19 protein-coding genes are annotated in these 21,271 nt (G+C 67.1%); 15 read left to right on the forward strand and 4 right to left on the reverse strand.

Annotation, left to right across the window (positions count from 1 at the left end; genetic code table 11):
* The first annotated feature begins 269 nt into the window (after positions 1 to 269).
* From hpnA to Mspo_RS04820, 15 genes are all read left to right on the forward strand, one after another.
* Entirely contained in the window at positions 270 to 1,322 is a 1,053-nt protein-coding gene (gene hpnA / locus Mspo_RS04750) for a hopanoid-associated sugar epimerase (RefSeq protein ID WP_159727358.1), read from the forward strand.
* Between the two features lie 77 nt (positions 1,323 to 1,399).
* Positions 1,400 to 1,738: a hypothetical protein gene (locus Mspo_RS04755; protein ID WP_159727360.1), complete on the forward strand. Its 339-nt coding sequence runs from the start codon at positions 1,400 to 1,402 to the stop codon at positions 1,736 to 1,738.
* A complete protein-coding gene (locus Mspo_RS04760) occupies positions 1,735 to 3,042 on the forward strand; it encodes a glycosyltransferase family 1 protein (protein ID WP_159727681.1) in 1,308 nt (435 codons plus the stop codon). Before Mspo_RS04755 ends, Mspo_RS04760 begins: the two co-directional genes overlap by 4 nt.
* A 124-nt stretch (positions 3,043 to 3,166) precedes the next feature.
* On the forward strand, positions 3,167 to 3,895 hold the full coding sequence (gene pyrH / locus Mspo_RS04765) for a UMP kinase (RefSeq protein WP_159727362.1): 729 nt from the start codon (positions 3,167 to 3,169) through the stop codon (positions 3,893 to 3,895).
* 157 nt (positions 3,896 to 4,052) lie between these two features.
* Complete coding sequence (frr, locus tag Mspo_RS04770) at positions 4,053 to 4,613, forward strand: ribosome recycling factor (RefSeq protein WP_159727364.1); 561 nt, start codon at positions 4,053 to 4,055, stop codon at positions 4,611 to 4,613.
* Positions 4,614 to 4,682: 69 nt separating this feature from the next.
* The gene (locus tag Mspo_RS04775) at positions 4,683 to 5,465 is read left to right on the forward strand and encodes an isoprenyl transferase (RefSeq protein WP_159727366.1); all 783 of its coding nucleotides are present in this window, start codon (positions 4,683 to 4,685) and stop codon (positions 5,463 to 5,465) included.
* A complete protein-coding gene (locus tag Mspo_RS04780; RefSeq protein WP_159727368.1) occupies positions 5,462 to 6,328 on the forward strand; it encodes a CDP-archaeol synthase in 867 nt (288 codons plus the stop codon). The genes Mspo_RS04775 and Mspo_RS04780 overlap by 4 nt, the downstream gene beginning before the upstream one ends.
* Before the next feature lie 7 nt (positions 6,329 to 6,335).
* On the forward strand, positions 6,336 to 7,580 hold the full coding sequence (dxr, locus tag Mspo_RS04785; RefSeq protein WP_159727370.1) for a 1-deoxy-D-xylulose-5-phosphate reductoisomerase: 1,245 nt from the start codon (positions 6,336 to 6,338) through the stop codon (positions 7,578 to 7,580).
* A gap of 75 nt (positions 7,581 to 7,655) precedes the next feature.
* A complete protein-coding gene (gene rseP / locus Mspo_RS04790; protein ID WP_201281634.1) occupies positions 7,656 to 8,798 on the forward strand; it encodes an RIP metalloprotease RseP in 1,143 nt (380 codons plus the stop codon).
* 348 nt (positions 8,799 to 9,146) lie between these two features.
* A complete protein-coding gene (bamA, locus tag Mspo_RS04795; RefSeq protein ID WP_159727374.1) occupies positions 9,147 to 11,636 on the forward strand; it encodes an outer membrane protein assembly factor BamA in 2,490 nt (829 codons plus the stop codon).
* Between the two features lie 285 nt (positions 11,637 to 11,921).
* Entirely contained in the window at positions 11,922 to 12,977 is a 1,056-nt protein-coding gene (lpxD, locus tag Mspo_RS04800; RefSeq protein ID WP_159727376.1) for a UDP-3-O-(3-hydroxymyristoyl)glucosamine N-acyltransferase, read from the forward strand.
* Between the two features lie 64 nt (positions 12,978 to 13,041).
* On the forward strand, positions 13,042 to 13,503 hold the full coding sequence (fabZ, locus tag Mspo_RS04805) for a 3-hydroxyacyl-ACP dehydratase FabZ (protein WP_159727378.1): 462 nt from the start codon (positions 13,042 to 13,044) through the stop codon (positions 13,501 to 13,503).
* 28 nt (positions 13,504 to 13,531) lie between these two features.
* Complete coding sequence (gene lpxA / locus Mspo_RS04810; RefSeq protein ID WP_159727380.1) at positions 13,532 to 14,347, forward strand: acyl-ACP--UDP-N-acetylglucosamine O-acyltransferase; 816 nt, start codon at positions 13,532 to 13,534, stop codon at positions 14,345 to 14,347.
* Between the two features lie 4 nt (positions 14,348 to 14,351).
* Positions 14,352 to 15,521, forward strand: a complete 1,170-nt coding sequence (lpxB, locus tag Mspo_RS04815; protein WP_256366344.1) for a lipid-A-disaccharide synthase — start codon at positions 14,352 to 14,354, stop codon at positions 15,519 to 15,521.
* A gap of 54 nt (positions 15,522 to 15,575) precedes the next feature.
* Complete coding sequence (locus Mspo_RS04820; RefSeq protein ID WP_159727384.1) at positions 15,576 to 16,721, forward strand: helix-turn-helix transcriptional regulator; 1,146 nt, start codon at positions 15,576 to 15,578, stop codon at positions 16,719 to 16,721.
* 263 nt (positions 16,722 to 16,984) lie between these two features.
* Here Mspo_RS04820 and Mspo_RS04825 read toward each other — a convergent pair whose 3' ends face one another.
* The 4 genes from Mspo_RS04825 to gltA all read right to left on the reverse strand — a co-directional run bounded on the left by Mspo_RS04825 (position 16,985) and on the right by gltA (position 21,050).
* Positions 16,985 to 18,322 carry a PAN domain-containing protein gene (locus Mspo_RS04825; protein WP_159727386.1) on the reverse strand — a complete coding sequence of 446 codons (1,338 nt, stop codon included), beginning with the start codon at positions 18,320 to 18,322 and terminating at the stop codon, positions 16,985 to 16,987.
* A 104-nt stretch (positions 18,323 to 18,426) separates the two neighbouring features.
* On the reverse strand, positions 18,427 to 18,624 hold the full coding sequence (locus Mspo_RS04830) for a hypothetical protein (RefSeq protein WP_159727388.1): 198 nt from the start codon (positions 18,622 to 18,624) through the stop codon (positions 18,427 to 18,429).
* Positions 18,625 to 18,838: 214 nt separating this feature from the next.
* Positions 18,839 to 19,486, reverse strand: a complete 648-nt coding sequence (locus Mspo_RS04835; RefSeq protein ID WP_159727390.1) for a hypothetical protein — start codon at positions 19,484 to 19,486, stop codon at positions 18,839 to 18,841.
* A 277-nt stretch (positions 19,487 to 19,763) separates the two neighbouring features.
* Positions 19,764 to 21,050 carry a citrate synthase gene (gene gltA / locus Mspo_RS04840; protein ID WP_159727392.1) on the reverse strand — a complete coding sequence of 429 codons (1,287 nt, stop codon included), beginning with the start codon at positions 21,048 to 21,050 and terminating at the stop codon, positions 19,764 to 19,766.
* Positions 21,051 to 21,271: the final 221 nt, after the last annotated feature.

Genomic DNA, 21,271 nt, shown 5'->3' on the forward strand with positions numbered 1-21,271 from the left:
CCGCTCCGCCGACGCCCCCCCGGCCGACGCCGCGCAGGAGCTCGACAGCGAGCTCCACGGCGCCTCCGCCGGCTGAGGCGGCGGATCGCGACGACAGGCCCGGTCTTGGCGACTCGCGACATATTCGGCGGCGACGGCGCGCAGAAGGGCGCTCGCCCAGTGCTCGGGCGGCAGGCGGCGGGCCTTGCCTTTCGAGCCTCACGCCCCAGATGTCTCGAGAGAGCGGCGCCCCCCGCGCCTGCGCAGCGGAGCCTATCGGCGCTTTGCCCATGACGAGCGACACGCGCGACATCGCCCTCGTCACAGGCGCGAGCGGTTTCATCGGAGGGGCCGTCGCGGGCCTGCTGCATGAGCAGGGGTTTTGCGTGCGCGCTTTCGTGCGGCCGACGAGCCCGCGCGCCAATCTCCGCCCTCACTTTGAGATTTTCGAAGGCGATGTCACCGACCGTGAGAGCCTGCGCGCTGCGCTCTCCGGCGCGCGCTATCTCTTCCATGTCGCCGCCGACTATCGTCTCTGGGCACCCGATCCCCGCATCGTGATGCGCACCAATCTGGAGGGGACCCGCATCGTCATGGAGGAGGCGTTGCGCGCCGGCGTCGAGCGCATCGTCCATACGAGCAGCGTCGCGACGCTCGCGCCCGACGCCTCCGGTCTCTGCGACGAGACGCGGCGGCTCGAGGTCTGCGACCGGCTCGGCGCCTATAAGCGCAGCAAGCTTCTCTCCGAGCGTCTGGTCGAGGAGATGATCGAGCGCCATGCTCTGCCGGCGGTCATCGTCAATCCTTCCGCGCCGCTCGGCCCCGGCGACGTGCGGCCGACGCCGACCGGACGCATCATTCTCGAGGCGATGCGCGGCAATATGCCGGCCTATGTGGACACCGGCCTCGCCGTCGTCCATGTGGCCGACGTCGCCGCCGGCCATCTCGCCGCTCTGCGCCAAGGGCGCATCGGCGAACGCTATATTCTCGGCGGCGAGAATGTCGAGCTCTCGCAATTGCTCGCCGAGGTCGCGCGCCTCAGCGGCCGCCGTCCGCCGCTCGTGAAGCTGCCGCGCTGGCCGCTCTGGCCGATGGCCCATGTCAACGAGGCCTTGGCGCGCGTCACCGGCCGCGAGCCTTTCCTCAATGTCGAGAGCCTTCGCCTGTCGGCGACGACCATGTTCTTCGACGACTCCAAGGCGCGTCGCGAGCTCGGCTATCGCTCGCGCCCCTATCGTCACGCGCTCGTCGACGCGATCGAATGGTTCGGCGCGCGCGCCGTCGACAAGCATCGCGCGCCGCGGGACGCGCGCCGCGCGCCGAGCGGCGCGCCCGGCGAGTAGCGCCGCGCTCCCGCTCTTGCGCGCCGGCCCGCAACAAGGCAATCCTTCGCGCAGCTTCTTCTCTCGACGAGCGTCGGATGATCATCGATCGGCGTCCGCGCGGGGCTCGTGGGCGCGCGCTGTTTCGTCTCGGCATTCTCGCCGCGACGGCGGCGGCGGGCGCCGCTTTTCCCGCGCCGGCTTTCTCGCAGGCCTCCGCGGGCTTCACGCTCTGCGTGCAGCCGGGACAGCCGGCTTGCGTCTTCACGCCGGGCCGGCCGACCGAGGCCTGCGGACGCGACGTCGAGGCCTATATCGCCTCGGTGTTCCGCTATCGCGAATGTCTCGCCAAGGAGGGCGAGCGGGCGATTCGCGAATCGAACGACGTCATCGACCATTGGCGATGCCGCGAGCGAGGCGAGCGGTGTCGCAAATGACCGCCGGCGCCGGGGGCCTGTCGCGGCCGATCGTCTATGACGTCACGCGTCTCGTGACGCGCGCGCTCAATCCGACGCCCAATGGCATCGATCGCGTCGATTTCGCCCTGGCGCGCCATTTTCTCACCATGGGCGGAGAGGGGAGCGTCGCGCTCGCCTGCGCGGCGCTCGGGCCGCGGCTGGCCTCGGCGCAAGAGGCGCTGCGCACGCTCGCCGATATAGAGACCTATTGGAACGAATTCCTCGACCCGCGCGAGGACGCCGTGTTCGAGACTCTCGTCGCCGCGCTCGCGGAGGCGCCCGCGCGCGGCGGCGCGGCGCGGGTGCGCAGGAGGGGATGGGGCGCGATTCCCGAGAATTGGCGCGCCATGCGGCGTTGGGCCTTTCGCATCGGAAGGCCGACCTCGACGGCGCCGAAGGGCGCGATCTATGTCAACGCCAGCCAGTTTCCCCTCGACAAGGATTGGCATTCGCGCTGGCTCGACGCGCGGCCCGATGTGAAGCCCGTCTTCTTCGTCCATGATCTGCTGCCGCTCGAGGCGCCGGAGTTCTTTCGCCCGGCCGAACGGGACAAGCATCGCGCCGCCATGCGCAATATCACGCGCCGCGCCGCGGGAGTCGTCGTGGGCTCACGCGCGGTCGCGCGCCGCGTCGCGGATTTTTCTCGGGAGCAGGGCAGGGCCGATCTGCCCCTCCGCCTCGCCGGCCTGCCGGTCGCGCCCGTCTTCGAGACGGCCGCCGCCATCGATCCGCGCCTCGCCGACAAAACCTATTTCGTGCTCTGCGGGACCATCGAGCCGCGCAAGAATCATCTGCTGCTGCTCAATGTCTGGCGCGAGCTCGCCGAGCGGGAGGGGCGGGCGACGCCCAAGCTCGTCCTCGTCGGCAAGCGCGGCTGGCACAATGAGAATGTGCTCGACATGCTGGAGCGCTGCGAGGCGCTGCGGCCGCATGTCGTCGAAGTCTCCGGCCTGTCGACGCCGGCGCTGCGCGCGTTGCTCGCCGGCGCGCGGGCCGCGCTCGCGCCTTCCTTCGCGGAAGGATTCGGCCTGCCGGTCGCCGAGGCGGCGGCCTGCGGCGCGCCGGTCATCGCCTCCGACATAGAGACTTTTCGCGAGATCGCCGGCGAGGCGCTCGATTATGTCGATCCGCTCGACGGGCCGGGCTGGCGCGACGCCGTTCTCGCCTATCGCGACGCCGATTCGCCGCGCCGTCTCGCGGCCTTGCGTCGTCTCGCGCAGTTTCCGCGCCGCGACGCGCCGTCCTTCTTTCGCGCGATCGACGAATTCGTCGGCGGCCTCTGACCGCTCGCGCGAGCGGCGCGCGCTCGAGCCTCGGAGCCTGTAGTCGGAGCCTGTAGTCTTGCCCAGGCGGCGGCGGTTTCCTATTAAGGTCGAACCAAGGTCGACCAGCCAGAGAAAGGCGCCGATGACGGATCCGTCGAACCCGCCGAAATGGAAGAGGGTCGTCGTCAAGCTCTCGGGCGAGGCGCTGATGGGCGACGCGCCGCATGGCCTGCACGCGCCGACATTGGAGCGGATCGCCAAAGATCTCGCTTCCTCGGCCGAGCTCGGCGCGCAGATCGCCGTCGTCGTCGGCGGCGGCAATTTCTTTCGCGGCATTCAGGGCGCCGACAAAGGCATAGAGCGCGCGCGCGCCGATTCGATCGGCATGCTCGCGACCGTGATGAACGGCCTCGCGCTCGAGCAGGCGATCGAGGCGCAGGGCCGTCAGGCGCGGGCGCTGTCGGCGGTCCCCATGCCCTCGCTCTGCGAATCCTATTCGCGCCGCGCGGCGCTGCATCATCTCGCCAAGGGCCGCGTCGTCATCGCGGCCGGCGGCACGGGCCTGCCCTTCTTCACCACCGACACCCCCGCCGTCGTGCGCGCCGCCGAGCTCTCGGCCGATGCGGTGCTGAAGGCGACCCAGGTGGACGGCGTCTATACGGCCGACCCCAAGCGCGATCCTTCCGCGCGGCGCTACGAGCAGCTCACCCATGACGAGGCGATCGCCAGGAGCCTCGCCGTGATGGACACCGCCGCCTTTGCTCTTGCTCGCGAGAACAAGATTCCCATAATCGTCTTTTCCATCGCCGAGGAGGGCGCGATCCGCGCAGTGCTGGAAGGACGAGGACGGGCCACCCATGTCGTTCCCTGAAGAGGGGCGACGTTTCGCATCGTTCCCTGAAAAGGACGACGCCTCGATGGCGCGCGGATTTCCGCCTCGGCCGATTATGTTCTATGAGACTTGGACCCCGAGCCGGCGCGGCCCGCTCGCTCGAACCGACAGACTTCACGAATAGGCAAAGTTTCCTATGGCCCAGACTTTCGATCTGCCCGAACTGAAGCGCCGCATGCAGGGCGCGCTGGCGACGCTCAAGCACGAGCTCGGCGGGCTTCGCACCGGGCGCGCCTCGGCGAGCCTGCTGGAGCCGATTCACGTCGAGGCCTATGGACAGGCGACGCCGCTCAACCAGGTCGCGACGATCAGCGTGCCGGAGCCGCGCATGCTCGCGGTGCAAGTATGGGACAAGGGCCTCGTCTCCGCCGTCGACAAGGCGATTCGCGATTCGAATCTCGGCCTCTCGCCGACGGTCGAGGGCCAGGTGCTGCGCATTCGCACGCCGGAGCTCAATGAGCAGCGCCGCAAGGAGCTGGTGAAGGTCGCGCATAAATACGCCGAGGACGCGCGCGTCTCCGTGCGCCATGTGCGGCGCGACGGGCTCGACACATTGAAGAAGCTGCTCAAGGATCACGCTCTGCCGGAGGACGACGCCAAGCGGCACGAGAGCGAGGTCCAGAAGGCCACCGACGAGGCGGTGCGCGAGGTCGACGCCGCGCTCACGCAAAAAGAAAAAGAGATCATGCAGGTTTGATTTTTCAATCGATTTGTCGCGAAGAGCCGGTTGGTCCGGTTCGAGCCTCGAGGATCGCGGAAAAAAAACATGGGAGATGGTGGAATATTGGAGTTGGGAGCGCCGGCCCTGGCGCCGCGATCTTCCGCGCCGCGTCATGTCGCTTTGATCATGGACGGCAATGGCCGCTGGGCGGCGGCGCGGGGGTTGCCGCGGTTCGAGGGCCACAGACGCGGCGTCGACGCCTTGCGCAAGACGGTGCGCGCGGCGATCGAATTCGGGATCGATTATCTGACCGTCTATTCCTTTTCCGTGGAGAACTGGTCGCGTCCGCCCGAGGAGGTGCAGAGCCTGCTCGCGCTGCTGCATCGCTTCATCCGCAACGATTTGGCGGAGCTGCAGGCCAATAATGTGCGCGTGAAGGTGATCGGCGAGCGCGAGGGTCTCGCCCCCGAGATCTCCGCGCTGCTGCTGGAGGCCGAGCAGACGACCGAGGCCAACACCGGCCTCACGCTCGTCGTCGCCTTCAATTACGGCGCGCGTCAGGAGATAACGGCGGCGGCCCGCGCTCTCGCCGAGGAGGTCGCGGCCGGCCGGCTGCGTCCGCAGGACATAGACACGGAGGCGATTGCCCGGCGGCTCGACACGGCGGATATCCCGGACCCGGACCTCATCATCCGCACGAGCGGCGAACAGAGGCTGTCCAATTTCATGCTGTGGCAGGCCGCCTATGCGGAATTGCTGTTCGTGCCGGTTCATTGGCCGGATTTCAGCCGGGCCGACTTCGAGGCGGCGATCGACGACTACGCGCAGCGGGATCGGCGCTTCGGCGGCTTGGCGCCCGGCGACTGCAGGGCGAAGACCGCCTCATGAGAGAACCTTCACGGCCGGGCGGCGCCATCGCCGGCGACAAGGGCGCGCGATTCGGGGATCTCGGTCCGCGCATCGGCTCGGCGGCGACGCTGATCGCCACCGCCCTCGTCGCGCTCTATGTCGGCGGCGACGCTTTCGCGCTGTTCTGGCTGCTCGCCGGCTTCGCCGTGTCCTGGGAATGGCAGAGCATCGTCGGCGGCGAATTGGCGCTCGCCCGATTCGCCCTGGGCGGCGCCTCGCTGGCCGCGGCGACAGCCTTCGCCGCCCATGGCGGCGGCCCGCTCGCGCTGGCGTCGCTCGGCTTCTTCTCGATCATTCTCGCGATCCTGGCGGGGCCCGGACGCAGGCTCTGGGCGCCGGCCGGGCTGCTCTACGCCGGCTCGCTGATCGTCTCCACCAACATGCTGCGCCATTCGCCCGGCTATGGCGCGATCTCCATCGCCTGGCTGTTCGCCGTCGTCTGGGGAACCGATGTGATGGCCTATTTCGGCGGGCGGCTCATCGGCGGACCGAAGCTCTGGCCGCGCGTCTCGCCGGGCAAGACCTGGTCGGGAACGCTCGTCGGGGTCGCCAGCGGCGCGCTCGCGGGCGTCGCCGTGGTCCATTTCAGTCGCTGGAGCGCCGCGGCCACCCTGTCGCTGTTCGGCGTCGGACTGGTCGCGGCGGCGCTGGCGCAGGCGGGCGATCTCTTCGAATCCTGGATCAAGCGGCGTTTCGGCGTCAAGGATTCGAGCCATTTGATTCCCGGCCACGGCGGCGTGATGGATCGCGTCGACGGCTTCATCTTTGCGAGCGCCTTTGCGGCGATGCTCGGCGGATTGCGCGGTCAGGAGTCCCTGGCCGCCGGAATTTTCATCTGGTAGGCGGCATATGGCGACAGGGGCGGGATCGGAGCAGTTTGTCACTCGGGCGCGCGGCGCGCGGCCGAAGCGCATCGTTCTGCTCGGGGCGACGGGATCGATCGGCCGCTCGACGGTCGATCTTTTGACGCGCGACCCGGAAGGGTTTTCCGTCGCGGCGATCGCGGGCGGGCGCGACCATGCGGCTCTCGCCCGCACGGCGATCGCGGTGAAGGCGGAATTCGTCGCCATCCGTGACGAAGAGGGCTATGCGGCGCTGAAGGAGGCGCTATCCGGCACGAACATCCAGGTCGCGGCCGGGCGCGAGGCGGTGATCGAGGCTGCGACTCGCGAGGCCGATCTCGTGGTTTCGGCCATTGTCGGCGCCGCCGGCGTCGAGCCGACCCACGCCGCTCTTGCGCTCGGGCGCGACGTCGCTCTCGCCAATAAGGAGTGTCTCGTCTGCGCCGGCGCGCCGTTCATGCGCACGGCGCATGAGAGGAGCGCCCGTCTGCTGCCGATCGACAGCGAGCATAATGCGATCTTCCAGGCGCTCGGCGGCGAGGACGTCTCGAAAATCGAGAAAATGACCATCACCGCCTCGGGCGGGCCGTTCCGCACCTGGACCAGAGAGGCGATCGAGGCGGCGACGGTGGAGCAGGCGCTCAACCATCCCAATTGGGCGATGGGCCCGAAGAACACGATCGACTCGGCCACATTGATGAACAAAGGGCTCGAGCTCATCGAGGCGCATCATATTTTCGGCGTGCCGGCGGAAAAGCTCGACGTGATCGTGCATCCGCAATCCATCGTCCACGGGCTCGTGAGCTTTTCCGACGGCTCGGTCACGGCGGGGCTCGCCCGTCCCGACATGCGCGTGCCGATCGCCCATTGCCTCGCCTATCCCGAGCGGGTCGAGACCCCGGCGCCGCGGCTCGATCTCGTCGCCATCGGCGCGCTCACTTTCGAGAAGCCGGATCTCGAGCGCTTTCCGGCGCTCGGCCTCGCGCTCGAGGCGATGCGGGCGGGCGGGGGGCTTCCGACCGTCCTCAACGCCGCCAATGAGATCGCGGTCGAGGCTTTCCTCGCCGGCCGCATCGGTTTCAGCGGCATCGCCCGCCATGTCGCGGATGCGCTGGAAGCCGCGCTCGAGGATGGCACGGCGCGCGAGCCGGGGAGCGTTGAGGACGCCCTCGACATTGACCATATTGTCAGAGAAAGATCGCGCGGCGCCTTGGCGATGAACCGGGCTTCGGGCATGTTAACGCTTCAGTAACCAAGAGAGCAGGGCCGAAAGGCGGACTCTCGGGGAGCAGCGTTTGCCGGGAGTATCGCTTTGCTGGACTTGCTCATGACGATCCTCATCTACGTCGTCCCATTCGTCTTCGTGCTGACGATGGTGGTGTTCTTCCACGAGCTCGGCCATTTCCTCGTCGGCCGTTGGTGCGGCGTGAAGATCGACGCTTTTTCCATCGGTTTCGGCCCGGAGCTCTGGGGCTTTGACGACCGCTACGGCACGCGCTGGCGCCTCGCGGCCATTCCGCTCGGCGGCTATGTGAAATTCCATGGCGACGCCAATGGCGCGAGCGTGCCCGATCCCGAGCGCATAGAGGCGATGCCGGAGGAGGAGCGCAAGCTCACCTTCTTCGGCCAGTCGGTGTGGAAGCGGGCGGCGATCGTGGTGGCGGGGCCGCTCGCCAATTTCGTGCTGGCGATCGTCATTTTCACCATTCTCTACGCCTCCTTGGGGCGCAATATTCTTTTGCCGAAGGTCGCCTCGGTCCAGCCGGGCGGCGCGGCCGAACTGGCGGGCTTCAAGCCCGGCGATCTTGTCCTCACCATAGACGGCGAGCCGATCGACAGTTTCGGCAAGATGCAGGAGATCGTCTCCTCCTCCACCGGCAGGGCGCTCGCCATAGTGGTGCGCCGCGGCGGCGAGGATGTGAGCCTGCTGGCCACCCCCCAGTTGCGGGAGATCGAGACGGCGCTCGGCAAGGCCAAGATCGGCATGATCGGCCTGCAGGCGAGCTCCGATCCGGCCGACCAGCGCGAGGAGCGCTATAATGTCGGCCAGTCCTTCGTCCTCGCCGTCGACGAGACATGGACGATCGTCGAGCGGACCGCCTCCTATCTCGGCGGCCTCGTCGTCGGCCGCGAGGCGTCGGACCAATTGTCCGGTCCGATCGGCATCGCGCAAGTCTCGGGCCAGATGGCGAAGGCGATCGACAAGGTGGGCGTCGGCCCGCTCTTCAATCTCATCGCCATATTGTCGATCTCGATCGGCCTGCTCAATCTCGCGCCGGTGCCGCTGCTCGATGGCGGCCATCTGCTCTTCTACGTGATCGAGGCGGCGCGCGGCCGCGCGCTCGCCGAACGTACGCAAGAATACGCGTTCCGCGTCGGGCTCGCCATGGTGTGCACGCTGATGGTGTTTTCCACATACAATGATCTCGCGCGGCTCTTGCGTCGGCTGACGGGCGCGGGCGTCGACTGAACGCTCATCCGTGTCTCTTCCCACGGAAATCCGAAGGGAATTCGTTCGGCCTGGCGTTTTGGACCGCTTTTCGCCATCATTCTGGGGAGGATCGCTCATCGGCGACTCGCGGCTTTCCGTCGCGGGTTTTCATCGTTAACGCGACGCTGACCATAAAACGTGGCTTCGCGGCAACGAGCCGGGCAAAACGAGGAAACTCGTCGCCTTCGGCATTTGCAGTAAACCGTAAACCTTGTAGAAGGTGAACATCGGATCGGACGGCGTACGGTAGCGTGCGTGCGTTGTCCCAGTTCGTGAGCCCAGCCGCCTTCGGGCGGGCGACGGCGCGACGAGGACGTAGGATTGACAATGCGGTCCATCGAGGCTTTTCGGAATCGTTCCTATCTCATGGCAGCCGTCGTATCGGCGGTCCTCGGTTTCTCTCTTCCATCTCTCGCGCAGGACATCGTCGTCGTCGGCAACGCCCGCGGCGACACCGACGTGATCCGCTCCTATTTCTCCGGCACGAGCCCGGAGGAGGTCGAGAAGGGCGTGGAAGCGCTGCGCAACAGCGGCCGATTCGCCAGTGTGAGCGCCAGCCGCGAGAAGGGGCGTGTGGTCATTCGCGTCTCCGAGAGCAATCTCATCAATCGCGTCGTCTTCGAGGGCAACAGCAAGGTCAAGACGGAGACGCTGACCTCCGAGGTGCGCACGCGCGCGCACGGCTCGTTCAATCAGACGGTGATCCAGCAGGATATCGCTCGCCTGCTCGAGATCTACAAGCGCTCCGGCCGCGCCGCGGCCAAGGTCGCCTATCGCACGGTCGAGCTGCCCAATGGGCGCATCGACGTCGTCTTCACCGTGGAGGAGGGCGACAAGACCGGCGTCAAGGAGATCAAATTCGTCGGCAACAACGTTTTTTCGACGGGGCGTCTCGTCGATCTGATGGAGACGACGGAGATGAATCTCCTGTCCTTCATCAAGACGAGCGACGTCTATGATCCGGACCGCATCGCCTCCGACCTCGAATTGGTGCGGCGATTCTATCTGAAGAACGGTTACGCGGATTTCCACGTCGTCAGCTCCGACGCGGTGTTCGACCCGGCCAAGGGCGGTTATGTCGTCACCGTCGTCGTGGAGGAGGGGCCGCAATATCGCGTCTCCGCCGTGGATGTGGAATCGCATCTGCCCGACATCGATCCCGCTTCTCTGCAGCCCTATCTGCGTCTTGCCCCCGGCGACGTCTATAATGGCGACGCGGTGGAGAAGACGGTCGAGTCGCTGACGCGCGAGATCGCCAGGAAGGGATACGCCTTCTCCCAAGCGCGCCCGCGCGGCGAGCGCAATCCCGCCGCTCAGACGGTGGCGATCCGCTTCGTCGTGGACGAGGGGCCGCGCGTCTATGTCGAGCGCATCAACATCCGCGGCAACACGCGCACGCGCGACTATGTGATCCGCCGCGAGTTCGACATCGGCGAGGGCGACGCCTACAATCGCGTGCTGGTCGACCGCGCAGAGCGTCGCCTCAACGGCCTCGGCTTCTTCAAGAAGGTCCGCGTCACCAACGAGCCGGGCTCGGCGCCCGATCGCGTCGTCATCAATGTCGACGTCGAGGATCAGGCGACCGGCAATTTCGGCGTGTCGGGCGGCTATTCGACGACGGAGGGCTTCATCGGCGAAGTCTCCGTGTCGGAGAGCAACTTCCTCGGCCGCGGCCAGGCGACGCGCCTGTCGGTGCAGGCCGGCCAGCGCGCCCGCGGCGTGTCCTTCAGCTTCACCGAGCCTTATTTCCTCGACCAGCGCTTCTCGGCGGGCTTCGATCTTTTCGCGAAAAAGTCGGACGCCTATTATTACTCGTACTACTCGACCACCTCGATCGGCGGCACGCTGCGCTTCGGCGTGCCGATCACCGAGGAAATCAGCTTCTCGCCGCGCTATTCGCTCTACAACACGACGATCTCCATCCCCAACGACAGCAGGCGGCCCTACAACGACTGTCAGACGCCGCTGCCGGGATATACGCCGGGCTTCGGCTATGTCTTCGCGCCGACGCCGGCTGATCTCAACGTTCTCTACAATTGCCAGTCGAATGGCGAAGCGTCGCTGGCCATCAAGGAATCGCAGGGTTCGCGCCTCACCTCGCTCATCGGCTATTCGCTGGCGTATAATTCGCTCGACAATTTCCGTAATCCGAAGAACGGCATCCATGCGCAGCTGTCGCAGGACATCGCCGGTCTCGGCGGAAACAGCCGCTATGTGCGCACGACCGGCGACCTGCGCTACTTCCACGAGATTCCCTTCGTGGACGATGTCGTCGGCATCGCCCGCGTGCAGGGCGGCAATATGTTCGCGCTCGGCGACTATCAGTTCCGGGTGATGGACAATTTCAACCTCGGTCCGACCTTGGTGCGCGGCTTCGCGCCGGGCGGCCTCGGCCCGCGCGACATTTCCAATTGGACCAGCTGGCGCGGCAACTCGCTCGGCGGCACCAACTACATCGGCGGCTCGCTCGAGGTGCAGTTCCCGATCTGGGGCCTGCCGAAGGATATCGGCCTGCGCGGCGCGCTCTTTGCCGACGCCGGCACCCTGTGGGGCTACAAGGGACAGACCAACTTCAGCAAGTCGCTGTTCGGCATACCGAACCTGCCTTGCGTCTATCCCTATGCGGCCCCGACCTTCGGCCAGGGCACCTGTATCGTCGTCTCGGGCGATGCGGCGCAGCTCCGCTCCTCGGTCGGCGCTTCGGCGCTGTGGCAATCGCCGCTCGGGCCGATCCGCTTCGACTATGCGGTGGTGCTGTCCAAGGCCTATGGCGACGTGACGCAGCGCTTCCGCTTCTCCGGCGGAACGAATTTCTGACCGCGCGCCGCTGGCGCGCCGACGACGCAGCGACTAGAATCTTTCCATGCTTCATTGAAACATGGAAAGATTCTCGGCTTTCGTTTTGACGCGTTTCCATCGCCGAACCGGCGTCCACTTCGGCTGGAAACGCTCTGGAATTTGCGATCCCCGAGCGGCGAGACCCGCTGCTCGGGGATTGTTTTGTCGAGAGCGCCCCGATGTTCCCAGGCGGGCGGCGGCCGTTCTCTTCCGCCTGTTTCGCGCCCGCGGCGACGGAGCGCGACGATTGGGGAGGTGCGCGGCATGAGCGCCGCTGGTTTTTTCCGGCTCGACCGGCCGCTGACGCCGCGCGAGGCCGCCGAGATCGCGGGCGCGCGCATTCACGCCACCGGCTCGGGCGAGGCGGAGGTCATCATCGGCGTGGCCCCGCTCGATCTGGCGCGGCCGGGCGAGCTCGCCTTCTATGACAAGAGACGCTACGCTGCGGCGCTGAGGCTCTGCCGCGCGACCGCCTGTCTCCTGCGCGAGCGCGATCTCGACGCTCTGCCGAGCGGCGTCATTGGTCTCGTGACCTCCGAGCCGCACAGAGCGATGGCCAAAGTGATGGCGCGGCTCTTTCCCGACTCCCTCAGACCGCAGTCGCTGTTCGCGGCGAGCGGCGTCTCGCCGGGCGCGATTATTCATCCGACGGCGCGGCTCGAGCCGGGCGTGACCGTCGACCCGGGCGCCGTCGTCGGTCCAGGCGCGGAAATCGGCTCGGGCAGCGTCATCGGCTCGCACGCCGTGATCGGCCCGGACGTGCGCATCGGCCGCGACTGCTCGGTGGGCGCCAATGCGAGCATTCTCTGCGCGCTCGTCGGCGACCGGGTGATCATCCATCCCGGCGCGCGGCTCGGGCAGGACGGCTTCGGCTTCGCCCTGTCTCGGCAAGGCCATGTGAAAGCGCCGCAGCTCGGCCGCGTCATCGTGCAGGATGACGTCGAGATCGGCGCCAATACGACGATCGACCGTGGCGCGACGCGCGACACCATCGTCGGCGAGGGGACAAAGATCGACAATCTGGTCCAGATCGGCCACAACGTCGTCATCGGGCGCGGCTGCGTCATCGTCGCGCAATCGGGTCTCGCCGGCTCCTGCGAGCTCGGCGATTTCGTGGCGCTGGGCGGCCAGTCCGCCATCGGCGGCCATCTCGGCATCGGCGAAGGCGCGCAGATCGCCGCCAAATCCGGAGTGACGCGCGATGTGCCGGCCGGCGCCCGCTGGAGCGGCGCTCCGGCGCGTCCGGCGCGTCGCCATTTGCGCGGCGAGCTGTGGCTCGACCGCAAGGCGCGACGCGAGAAAAACGAAAGCGGCGCGTGACGCCGCGACCAATGAGAGACGGCCCGGCGAAAGAGACGAACGGGCCCGCAGGGGAGGAAAGAAGATGAACGAAGAAACCTCGGCGCAAGCGCCGGAATCCCTTGGCGTTCACCAGATTTTGGAGCTGCTGCCGCACCGCTATCCGTTGCTTCTCGTCGATCGCGTCGTCGATATTCGCGGCGACGAGAGCGGCGTCGGAATCAAGAACGTCACTTTCAACGAGCCGCAGTTTCAGGGCCATTTTCCGGAGAATCCGGTGTTTCCGGGCGTGCTGCTGGTGGAGGCGATGGCGCAGACGGCAGGCGTCATCGCCGCGCGTTCGCAGCCCCGCGGCTCGACGCGCAAAGTGTTCTTCACCACGATCGACAAAGCGAAGTTCCGCCGCCCGGTGACGCCCGGAGACCGCGTCGAGCTGCACATGACCAAAAAGGCGCGCAAGCGCGACATTTATTGGTATGCCGGCCGGGCGCTGGTCGACGGGACGCTCGTCTGCGAGGCGGAGCTCAGCGTGATGATCGGCGGCTGAGAGCCGCCGCCACGCCCGGACGGGCCTCATGACCTCGAGCGCGCGCATCCATCCATCGGCCGTCGTCGAGGACGGCGCGCGCCTCGGCGAGGGCGTCGTCGTCGGCCCCTTCTGCCACATAGGGATGGAGGTCGAGCTCGGCGATCGGGCGCGCCTCGTCTCGCATGTCGTCCTTTCGGGGCGCACGCGCATCGGCGCGGATGCGGAAATCCATCCTTTCGCCTCGCTGGGCGCGCCGGCGCAGGATCTGAAGTCGAGGGAGCAGACGGGCGCGCTCGTCATCGGCTGCCGCTGTCTGGTGCGCGAGGGCGTCACCATCAACGCCGGGACTTTGGCCGACGGCGGCGAGACGCGCATCGGCGACGATTGCGCCTTCCTCGCCTATTCCCATGTCGGCCATGACTGCCGCATCGGCGATGGCGTGGTGCTTTCCAACAATGTGCTGCTCGGCGGCCATGTGCGCATCGGCGATCACGCGGCGATCGGCGGCGCGACAGTGGCGCATCAGCGCGTCCGCATCGGCGCGCAGGCTTTCGTCGCCGGGCTCTCGGGGCTCGAGGGCGATCTCGTTCCCTTCGGCCTCGCGGGCGGCAATCGCGCGCATCTGTTCGGGCTCAATCTCGTCGGCCTGCGCCGGCGCGGCTTCGCCGATACGCGCCTCGCCGTGCTGCGCGAGGCGTTCCGGAGGCTGTTTCCGCCGCAGGCCGGCTCGCAAGTGCTGGCGCAGCGGATCGAGGCGGTCGCGCGGGATTTCGCTGGCGTCGAGGATGTCGAGGCCGTGCTCGACTTTCTGCGCGCCGAGCGGGCGCGTCCGCTCTGCGCGCCACGTCCAGGGCGGGGGTAGGCCGGTGGAGAAGCCGCCCCATGTCTTTCTCGTCGCCGGGGAAGCCTCGGGCGATCTGCTGGGCGTGCTGCTGATGCGCGCGCTGCGCGCCGAGCGGCCCGACATGCGCTTTTCCGGCGTCGGCGGCGAGGCGATGGCGCGCGAAGGGCTGGCGAGCCTGTTTCCGCTCGCCGATATCGCCGTCATGGGTCTCGTCCCGGTGCTGCGCCGTCTGCCGCTCTTGCTGGAGCGCATCGAGCGAACGGCGCGGGCGGCGCTCGCGGCGGAGGCCGATTGCCTCGTGCTGATCGACGCGCCGGATTTCACCCATCGCGTCGCGCGTCGGGTGCGTCGCGCGCGGCCGGCTCTGCCGATCGTCGATTATGTGAGCCCGACCGTCTGGGCCTGGCGGCCCGGCCGGGCGCGGGCGATGCGCCGCTATGTCGACGAGGTGCTGGCGCTGCTGCCCTTCGAGCCGGCGGCGCATGAGCGGCTCGGCGGCCCCGCCTGTTCCTATGTCGGCCATCCGCTGCTCGACTGTCTCGACAGTCTCACGCCGTCCTCCGCCGATCTGGCGGCGCGCGAGGCGGAGCCGCCGCTCGTCCTCGTCCTCCCCGGCTCGCGCCGCGCCGAGGTCGCGCGGCTGACGCCGGTCTTCGGCGAGGCGCTCGCGCTTCTGCGCGAACGATGCCCTCCTTTCGATCTCGCTTTGCCGGTCGTGCCGCATGTCGCCGAGGAGATCGAGCGAAATCTGGGGGCATGGGCGGCTCCTCCGCGACTGCTGACGCAAGAGGAGAAGCCGGCCGCGTTTCGCCGGGCGCGCGCGGCGCTCGTCGCATCGGGCGCGGCGACGCTGGAGCTGGCGCTCGCCGGCGTTCCCATGGCGGTCGCCTATAAGGTCGCGGCCGTCGAATGGCCGCTGCGCGCGCTGGTGAGCGTGGACAGCATCGTGCTGCCCAATCTCGTCCTCGGCGAAAGGCTGGTTCCCGAGTTCCTGCAAGGGCGGGCGACGCCGCAGGGGCTGGCTCTGGCGCTGGAGCCGCTCATCCGTGGCGGCGCGGCGCGCGCGGCGCAGACGGCCGGCCTCGCCCGCGTCCGCGCGCTCATGCTGGCGGAAGGCCGCAGCCCGAGCGCCCGCGCCGCCGAACGCGTGCTCGCCCGTATGGCGGCGAGACGCGCGGATCGCGGGTTGTAGCGCAATTCTTGCAATCTATGCGGCGACGCGAGTTTTAGAGTTTCGGGAGGCCGGATGGCGCAGGGCGATGACGGAGGCGACGCATTCCTCGCGGCTGTGGAAGCGATCTACGGCGCCGCGGTCGAATTTTCGAATTGGCCGCAAGCTCTCCAAGCCGTGGCGGAGGTGTTCGGAGACGTCGGCGCCAATCTGCTGTGGGTGCGCGACGACGGCGGCTTCGGCACGGTTCTCTCCCCCGGGCTCGCGCCTATGGCCCAAGACTACGAGAAGTGGCAGCACCTCGACATTCGTGCGCGCTGTGCCGCCGAAAACAGCATGCTGGCGCAATTGGACGTCGTGACGGATCGGCACCTCGTTTCGCCTCGCGAGATCGAGGAGCATCCCTTCTACACGCAATTTCTCGCCTCCAACGGCCTTCGCTGGCTCGCTTCCGCCAAGCTCTCGCCAGATCCGCAAATACTGGTCTGGGTCAGCATTCAACGCGCGCGAACGAAAGACCCCTTCGCCGATGCGGAGCTCGAGACGCTCGCGCGCCTCGCCCGACACGTCGAGCAGGCGCTGCGTCTCAGCGTGAAATTATTCGACGCGGAGCTTTCCAAGCTCGGCCTCGTCGATGCGCTCGCTCGTGTCGGCGTCGGCGTGTTCGCGCTCGATTCCGTCGGCCGCATCGTCTTCACCAATCCCGCGGCCTCCTTGCTGCTGGGCGATGGGCTCGTGCTGGCGAACGGCCGTCTCTCGGCCAGCGCGGCGGAAGACCGGCGCGCGCTCGACAGCGCCATTCGACGGATGGTCCGCGGAGCGCCGGAGGATGTGGGCTCCGCGCCGAAACCATTGATGATCGGCCGTGAGCGTTCGGCGCGTCCGCTCGCCGTCTATCTGCTGCCGATCGCCGAGAACGGCGCCGAACTGAGGAATTTGGCCCCTTTCCTCATGCGAACGCGCGCCATCGCGCTCGTCATCGATCCGCATTCGGGGGCGATGGCCGATCCGGCGCTCTTGCGAGACATGCTGGGATTGACGCTGGGCGAAGCGCGCCTGGCCGCGCTCATCGGGACGGGCCTCCCACCGAAAGGCGCGGCCGAAAAGCTGGGCATAGCCGAAAGCACGGCGCGCGCCGTGTTGAAGAGCGTTTTCGCCAAGACCGGCGTGTCCCGCCAGAGCGAGCTCACGGCATTGCTGGCGAGGCTGGTCCTGCGCTGAGAAGGCGGCTCGGGCTTCGGCAATAAAAAAGAGGGGAGGCCGAAGCTCGACGCCGCGACCTCCCCTCGCTAAGAACAAATCGAGCAACACTTGGTGAATAACCGAGCTCTGACCTACAGGCATCCCCCAAATGGGGGATGTGGTTGCGGCGAATCGCGATAGACGAGTAGAGCGGCGAGGTCGCTCTTGAAACATGGTTGACAGTATTTTCCCGATCGTTGGAATAATTTCATATTTCATCGAGATATGAAAAAAACTCCGGGCTAGTCCTGGCGCTTGCCGCCGCTGTCGGCGAGCTCATTCGAGAAATATTCTCCCGTCGTCTTGAACATATGGCAGGCGCCTTCGTCGAGACGGAAGGTGAAGGCGACGCAGGCCTCCTCCTCGCGGCAGGCGGTCTCGCAGGCTTCGGGCCCCTCCGCCGTCGTCGTCTTGTAGCCAGAGCCCGGAAAGGCCTTGGACGGGTAGCGCTCCATGGAGAGCGCGCCGGAGGGCGCGCGCGGAATGCGTGTGACGTCGCGCAATCCGCTCGTCATGCGCGGATTGAGCCTGAAGGCGCCGATATTCGTCTTCAAGCGGCAGATGCGATTCCATCGGTCGAAGGAATAGCCGGCGCAATCGGCGCGGCTGCGGCAGGCGGCGACGCAGGCGGGCTGATCGAGCTTGCGCAGAGTGGCGAGGGCGGCCCCTGTGATGTCGCGATTGTCGAAGCTTCGAAAGGCCGCGGGCTTCGCGCCGATGATGGCGGGGGGAAGCCGCTCGGCTTCCTCTTGCGGCGCGGGCGTCGGCGGCGTTTCGAGCGCCGCGGCCTCGGGTAGGGCGGAGATCGTCGGCGCCGGTGGCTCCGGCGGCGGCGTCGTTACGGGCTCATTTTGCCTCGGCGCGATCGCCTCGATCTTGGCGCGGGCGAGTTGCGGATCGGCGGCGACCGCTCGCGCGATCACATGCTCCTTATTCTCGGCGAGAAGCGTTTCGAGCGCGTCCTCGCGGGCGTGGCTCGCCGCGAGCCGGCCGAGCGCCGCGCGCGCGCGCGTTTCCGCCTCGGCCGCGAAACCGTCGAGCCGCGCCAGCGCCGCGCGCAATTCTGGAGGCGTCGCCTCCGAATGTCGCGCCCATTGCGCCGCTCCGAACAGCGCTGCGAGAATGACGAGCGTCGCGAAAAGGCCCGCGCCGCGGCGCGGGCGTCGCGCCGCCGGCGCCGCCGCAGCGAGCGCGGGCGATGCGGCGGCGAGCGGGGTCGTTGTCTCCGTCGCGCGGCGTCCTTCGCGGCTCTCGGCGTCGGCGAGGCGGCGCTCCAATTCCTGAATGCGCCGGCTCTCCTCGTCGAGCCGCTGCTGCAGCGCGAGCGCCTGCGCTTCGGCCGCAGCCTCCTGCCGCAGGCTCGTTTCCGGCGACGCGCCCTGGGAGTCGAAACGGCGCGCGCCACGCTCCAGCCAGATCTCGAACAACGTGGCGAGGCTCGGCTTGGGGGAGGAGATACCGCGGCTCTCGCGATCGAGCCAGGCGTCGAAATCGCGCTCGAAGACGGCGAGCACATTTTCGATCGTCGTCTGCTCGCGCGCCGCGCGCTGCGCGAAGTGACGACGCGCGTCGCGCAGCATCGTCGCGCATTCCTCGCGATATCGCGCTTCGACCTCGTCCCATGAATGCCGAGCGTCGGGGGCGCTCGCCTCGTTCCGGGGCGAATCGTTCCGCAGCAAGTCGTTCACTGCCCCCATCGTTTTCCCCCGCTTCGTCTCGTCTGCCGCTTCGTGATCTTGTGATCGCGTTCGGCTTCTAATACGAATTTGCGGCGCTCGTCCAAATCGCGCGCCGTCACCGCGGCGGCGATGACGGAGTTCACAGGCGGCGCCTGGGGGCGCGGGGGATTGGGCCGCTGGCGGGGCGGAGGCGTCTCGCTCATGACGATGATCCGATCAAACGCGAATCGCCAGAGACGCGACGCTGCGATTCGCTCGGGGCTAAAAAAATCGGCGAATGAAACGCGGGCGACGAAAACGCTCGGGGTCGATGAAAAAGCAGCTCGAATCGAGAAGCGAACGTCGGCATTGGCGGCGACGAACATGTCTTTTTCGAGTCGGGCTCGCTCGCGCTTCCGACGTTCGGAGCCCTGGCGTTCAGTCGCGCAGGACCGAGCGGCCGGCGCGAATCGCCGTGAGAATGCGGACGACGACCTTTGGCCCGGCGCCGCGTCGCGCGTCGAGCAACTCCGCCGCCGCCTCGGGCGTCAGAATGTCCAGATAAGAGTTCACCGGGCGTAGCTTCTCGCTCATCGTCGGATCGACATAGCCGAGCGCGAAGGAATGCGTGGGCGCGCGTCCGGCGACGACGGTCGCATGATCGTCCGTCACCAAATGGCTGGCGTAGAGCGAGCCGCCGATCTCGCAGCGGCCGGCGCTCGAATTATTGAAGACGGGGCCTTCCGCGCGCATATCGCCGCGCACGACGACCTCCGCGCCGCCGAGCGTCACGGCGCGCGCGCGAAGATTGCCGCGCGCGAGCACGAAAGCGGCCGCGCCGTCGAAGGAATCGTCCATGAGATCGCCGTGGATCGACATGTCGCCGTCGACGACGAGGCCGGCGATTTTGTCGCGCCACATCCATTGGTGGAGCTCCATGTCGCCGATATGGACGAAATCGCGCGCGCAATAGGCGATGCGGAAAGAGGAGAGATCGACGAGGCCGAGGCTGATCTCGCGATCGAAGCGCAGCCTGCCGAGCGCCTCCTCGAATGAGAGCAATTCATAGGACCCCGTCTCGATCATCTCCGCCTCCCTGCCGTTCATGCGCGGAGAATGACGGGAGCGGGGCTGGAACGCTGTGCGTTCGCGCACAATGATTTTCGGCCGTCGCTTCGACGCGACGGCCGCTGAGGATAGGATCATACGATTTCCGCATGAATGCTTCGCATTCCGCAAGGTCGTCATTGCGAGGAGCGGAGCGACGAAGCAATCTAGAGCCGCCCCATGGCTCTCGATTGCTTCGCTTCGCTCGCAATGACGGCCGGGGCGTCAAGCGAAGCCGATCATACGGAAACGGTTGTCAGCGCTTCGACATGGGCAGGTAGTCGCGCTGCTTCTCGCCCGTGTAGAGCTGGCGCGGACGGCCGATCTTGGAGCCCGGATCCTCGATCATCTCCTTCCATTGCGCGATCCAGCCGACCGTGCGCGCCACCGCGAAGAGCACGGTGAACATGGTCGTCGGCAGGCCCATCGCCTTCAGCGTGATGCCGGAATAGAAGTCGATATTGGGATAGAGCTTCTTCTCGATGAAATATTCGTCGTGCAGCGCGATGCGCTCGAGCTCGATCGCCACATCGAGCAGATCGTCCTTGACGCCGAGCTCGGCCAAGACCTCGCGCGTCGTGCGCTGCATGATCTTCGCGCGCGGATCGTAGTTCTTGTAGACGCGATGGCCGAAGCCCATGAGGCGGAACGGATCGTTCTTGTCCTTGGCCTTGGCGACATAGATCGGAATGCGCTCCGGCGTCCCGATCTCGGCGAGCATCTTCAGCACCGCCTCATTGGCGCCGCCATGCGCCGGGCCCCACAGCGAGGCGATGCCCGCCGCGACGCAGGCGAAGGGATTGGCGCCCGAGGAGCCGGCGAGACGCACGGTGGAGGTGGAGGCGTTCTGCTCGTGGTCGGCGTGCAGGATGAAGAAGCGGTCGAGCGCGCGCGACATCACCGGATTGACCTTATATTCCTCGCAAGGCACGGCGAAGCACATGCGCAGGAAATTCGACGTATAGTCGAGGTCGTTCTTCGGATAGACGAAGGGCTGGCCGATCGAATATTTATAGGCCATGGCCGCGAGCGTCGGAATCTTCGCGATCATGCGCGTCGAGGCGACCATGCGCTCGACCGGATCGGCGATATTGGTCGAGTCGTGATAGAAGGCCGAGAGCGCGCCGACCGACGCCACCATCACCGCCATCGGATGCGCGTCGCGGCGGAAGCCCTGGAAGAAGCGCGCCATCTGCTCATGCACCATGGTGTGGCGCGTGATGCGATAGTCGAAATCGGCCTTTTGTGTCGCCGTCGGCAATTCGCCATAGAGCAGCAGATAGCAGGTCTCGAGAAAGTCGCCGTGCTCGGCGAGCTGGTCGATCGGATAGCCGCGATAGAGCAGCACGCCCTCGTCGCCGTCGATATAGGTGATCTTCGACTCGCAGCTCGCCGTCGAGGTGAAGCCCGGGTCATAGGTGAACATGCCCGTGTCGTTGTAGAGCTTGCGAATGTCGGCGACGCTGGGGCCGATCGTGCCCTCCATGATCGGAAGGCTCACGGATTTGTCGCCGGCCTGAAAGGACGCTTCGTTTTTCGTCATGGCCCCACCTTCTCGCGTTATCCGCGCAATTCGCGGCTTCCGGCGAAACGCCGCAGCATATTTTGCGCCGCGCCCGAGCCGCGTTTCGATTAGCCCGGATGCGGAAACGACTTTCGTTCGAACGCTCGGCGCTCACGCGCCGACGGACCGAGGGGCCTCTCGATCGAACGAAACCCGCTCGAGAAATTCAAAATCTTCCTGCGCTGGCCGGCGGAAAGGCG

It is taken from the genome of Methylosinus sp. Ce-a6, from assembly GCF_009811655.1.
Lineage (GTDB): Bacteria > Pseudomonadota > Alphaproteobacteria > Rhizobiales > Beijerinckiaceae > Methylosinus.

What these genes read in the sequence shown, in the direction of transcription:
- lpxD (WP_159727376.1), top strand. Translation starts at nt 11,922, where the DNA reads ATGAGCGCCGCTGGTTTTTTCCGGCTCGACCGGCCGCTGACGCCGCGC.
- dxr (WP_159727370.1), top strand. Translation starts at nt 6,336, where the DNA reads ATGGCGACAGGGGCGGGATCGGAGCAGTTTGTCACTCGGGCGCGCGGC.
- Mspo_RS04820 (WP_159727384.1), top strand. Translation starts at nt 15,576, where the DNA reads ATGGCGCAGGGCGATGACGGAGGCGACGCATTCCTCGCGGCTGTGGAA.
- pyrH (WP_159727362.1), top strand. Translation starts at nt 3,167, where the DNA reads ATGACGGATCCGTCGAACCCGCCGAAATGGAAGAGGGTCGTCGTCAAG.
- rseP (WP_201281634.1), top strand. Translation starts at nt 7,656, where the DNA reads ATGACGATCCTCATCTACGTCGTCCCATTCGTCTTCGTGCTGACGATG.
- Mspo_RS04755 (WP_159727360.1), top strand. Translation starts at nt 1,400, where the DNA reads ATGATCATCGATCGGCGTCCGCGCGGGGCTCGTGGGCGCGCGCTGTTT.
- Mspo_RS04835 (WP_159727390.1), bottom strand. Translation starts at nt 19,486, where the DNA reads ATGATCGAGACGGGGTCCTATGAATTGCTCTCATTCGAGGAGGCGCTC.
- bamA (WP_159727374.1), top strand. Translation starts at nt 9,147, where the DNA reads ATGCGGTCCATCGAGGCTTTTCGGAATCGTTCCTATCTCATGGCAGCC.
- Mspo_RS04825 (WP_159727386.1), bottom strand. Translation starts at nt 18,322, where the DNA reads ATGCTGCGCGACGCGCGTCGTCACTTCGCGCAGCGCGCGGCGCGCGAG.
- fabZ (WP_159727378.1), top strand. Translation starts at nt 13,042, where the DNA reads ATGAACGAAGAAACCTCGGCGCAAGCGCCGGAATCCCTTGGCGTTCAC.
- frr (WP_159727364.1), top strand. Translation starts at nt 4,053, where the DNA reads ATGGCCCAGACTTTCGATCTGCCCGAACTGAAGCGCCGCATGCAGGGC.
- hpnA (WP_159727358.1), top strand. Translation starts at nt 270, where the DNA reads ATGACGAGCGACACGCGCGACATCGCCCTCGTCACAGGCGCGAGCGGT.
- Mspo_RS04830 (WP_159727388.1), bottom strand. Translation starts at nt 18,624, where the DNA reads ATGAGCGAGACGCCTCCGCCCCGCCAGCGGCCCAATCCCCCGCGCCCC.
- gltA (WP_159727392.1), bottom strand. Translation starts at nt 21,050, where the DNA reads ATGACGAAAAACGAAGCGTCCTTTCAGGCCGGCGACAAATCCGTGAGC.
- lpxA (WP_159727380.1), top strand. Translation starts at nt 13,532, where the DNA reads ATGACCTCGAGCGCGCGCATCCATCCATCGGCCGTCGTCGAGGACGGC.
- Mspo_RS04775 (WP_159727366.1), top strand. Translation starts at nt 4,683, where the DNA reads ATGGGAGATGGTGGAATATTGGAGTTGGGAGCGCCGGCCCTGGCGCCG.
- Mspo_RS04760 (WP_159727681.1), top strand. Translation starts at nt 1,735, where the DNA reads ATGACCGCCGGCGCCGGGGGCCTGTCGCGGCCGATCGTCTATGACGTC.
- Mspo_RS04780 (WP_159727368.1), top strand. Translation starts at nt 5,462, where the DNA reads ATGAGAGAACCTTCACGGCCGGGCGGCGCCATCGCCGGCGACAAGGGC.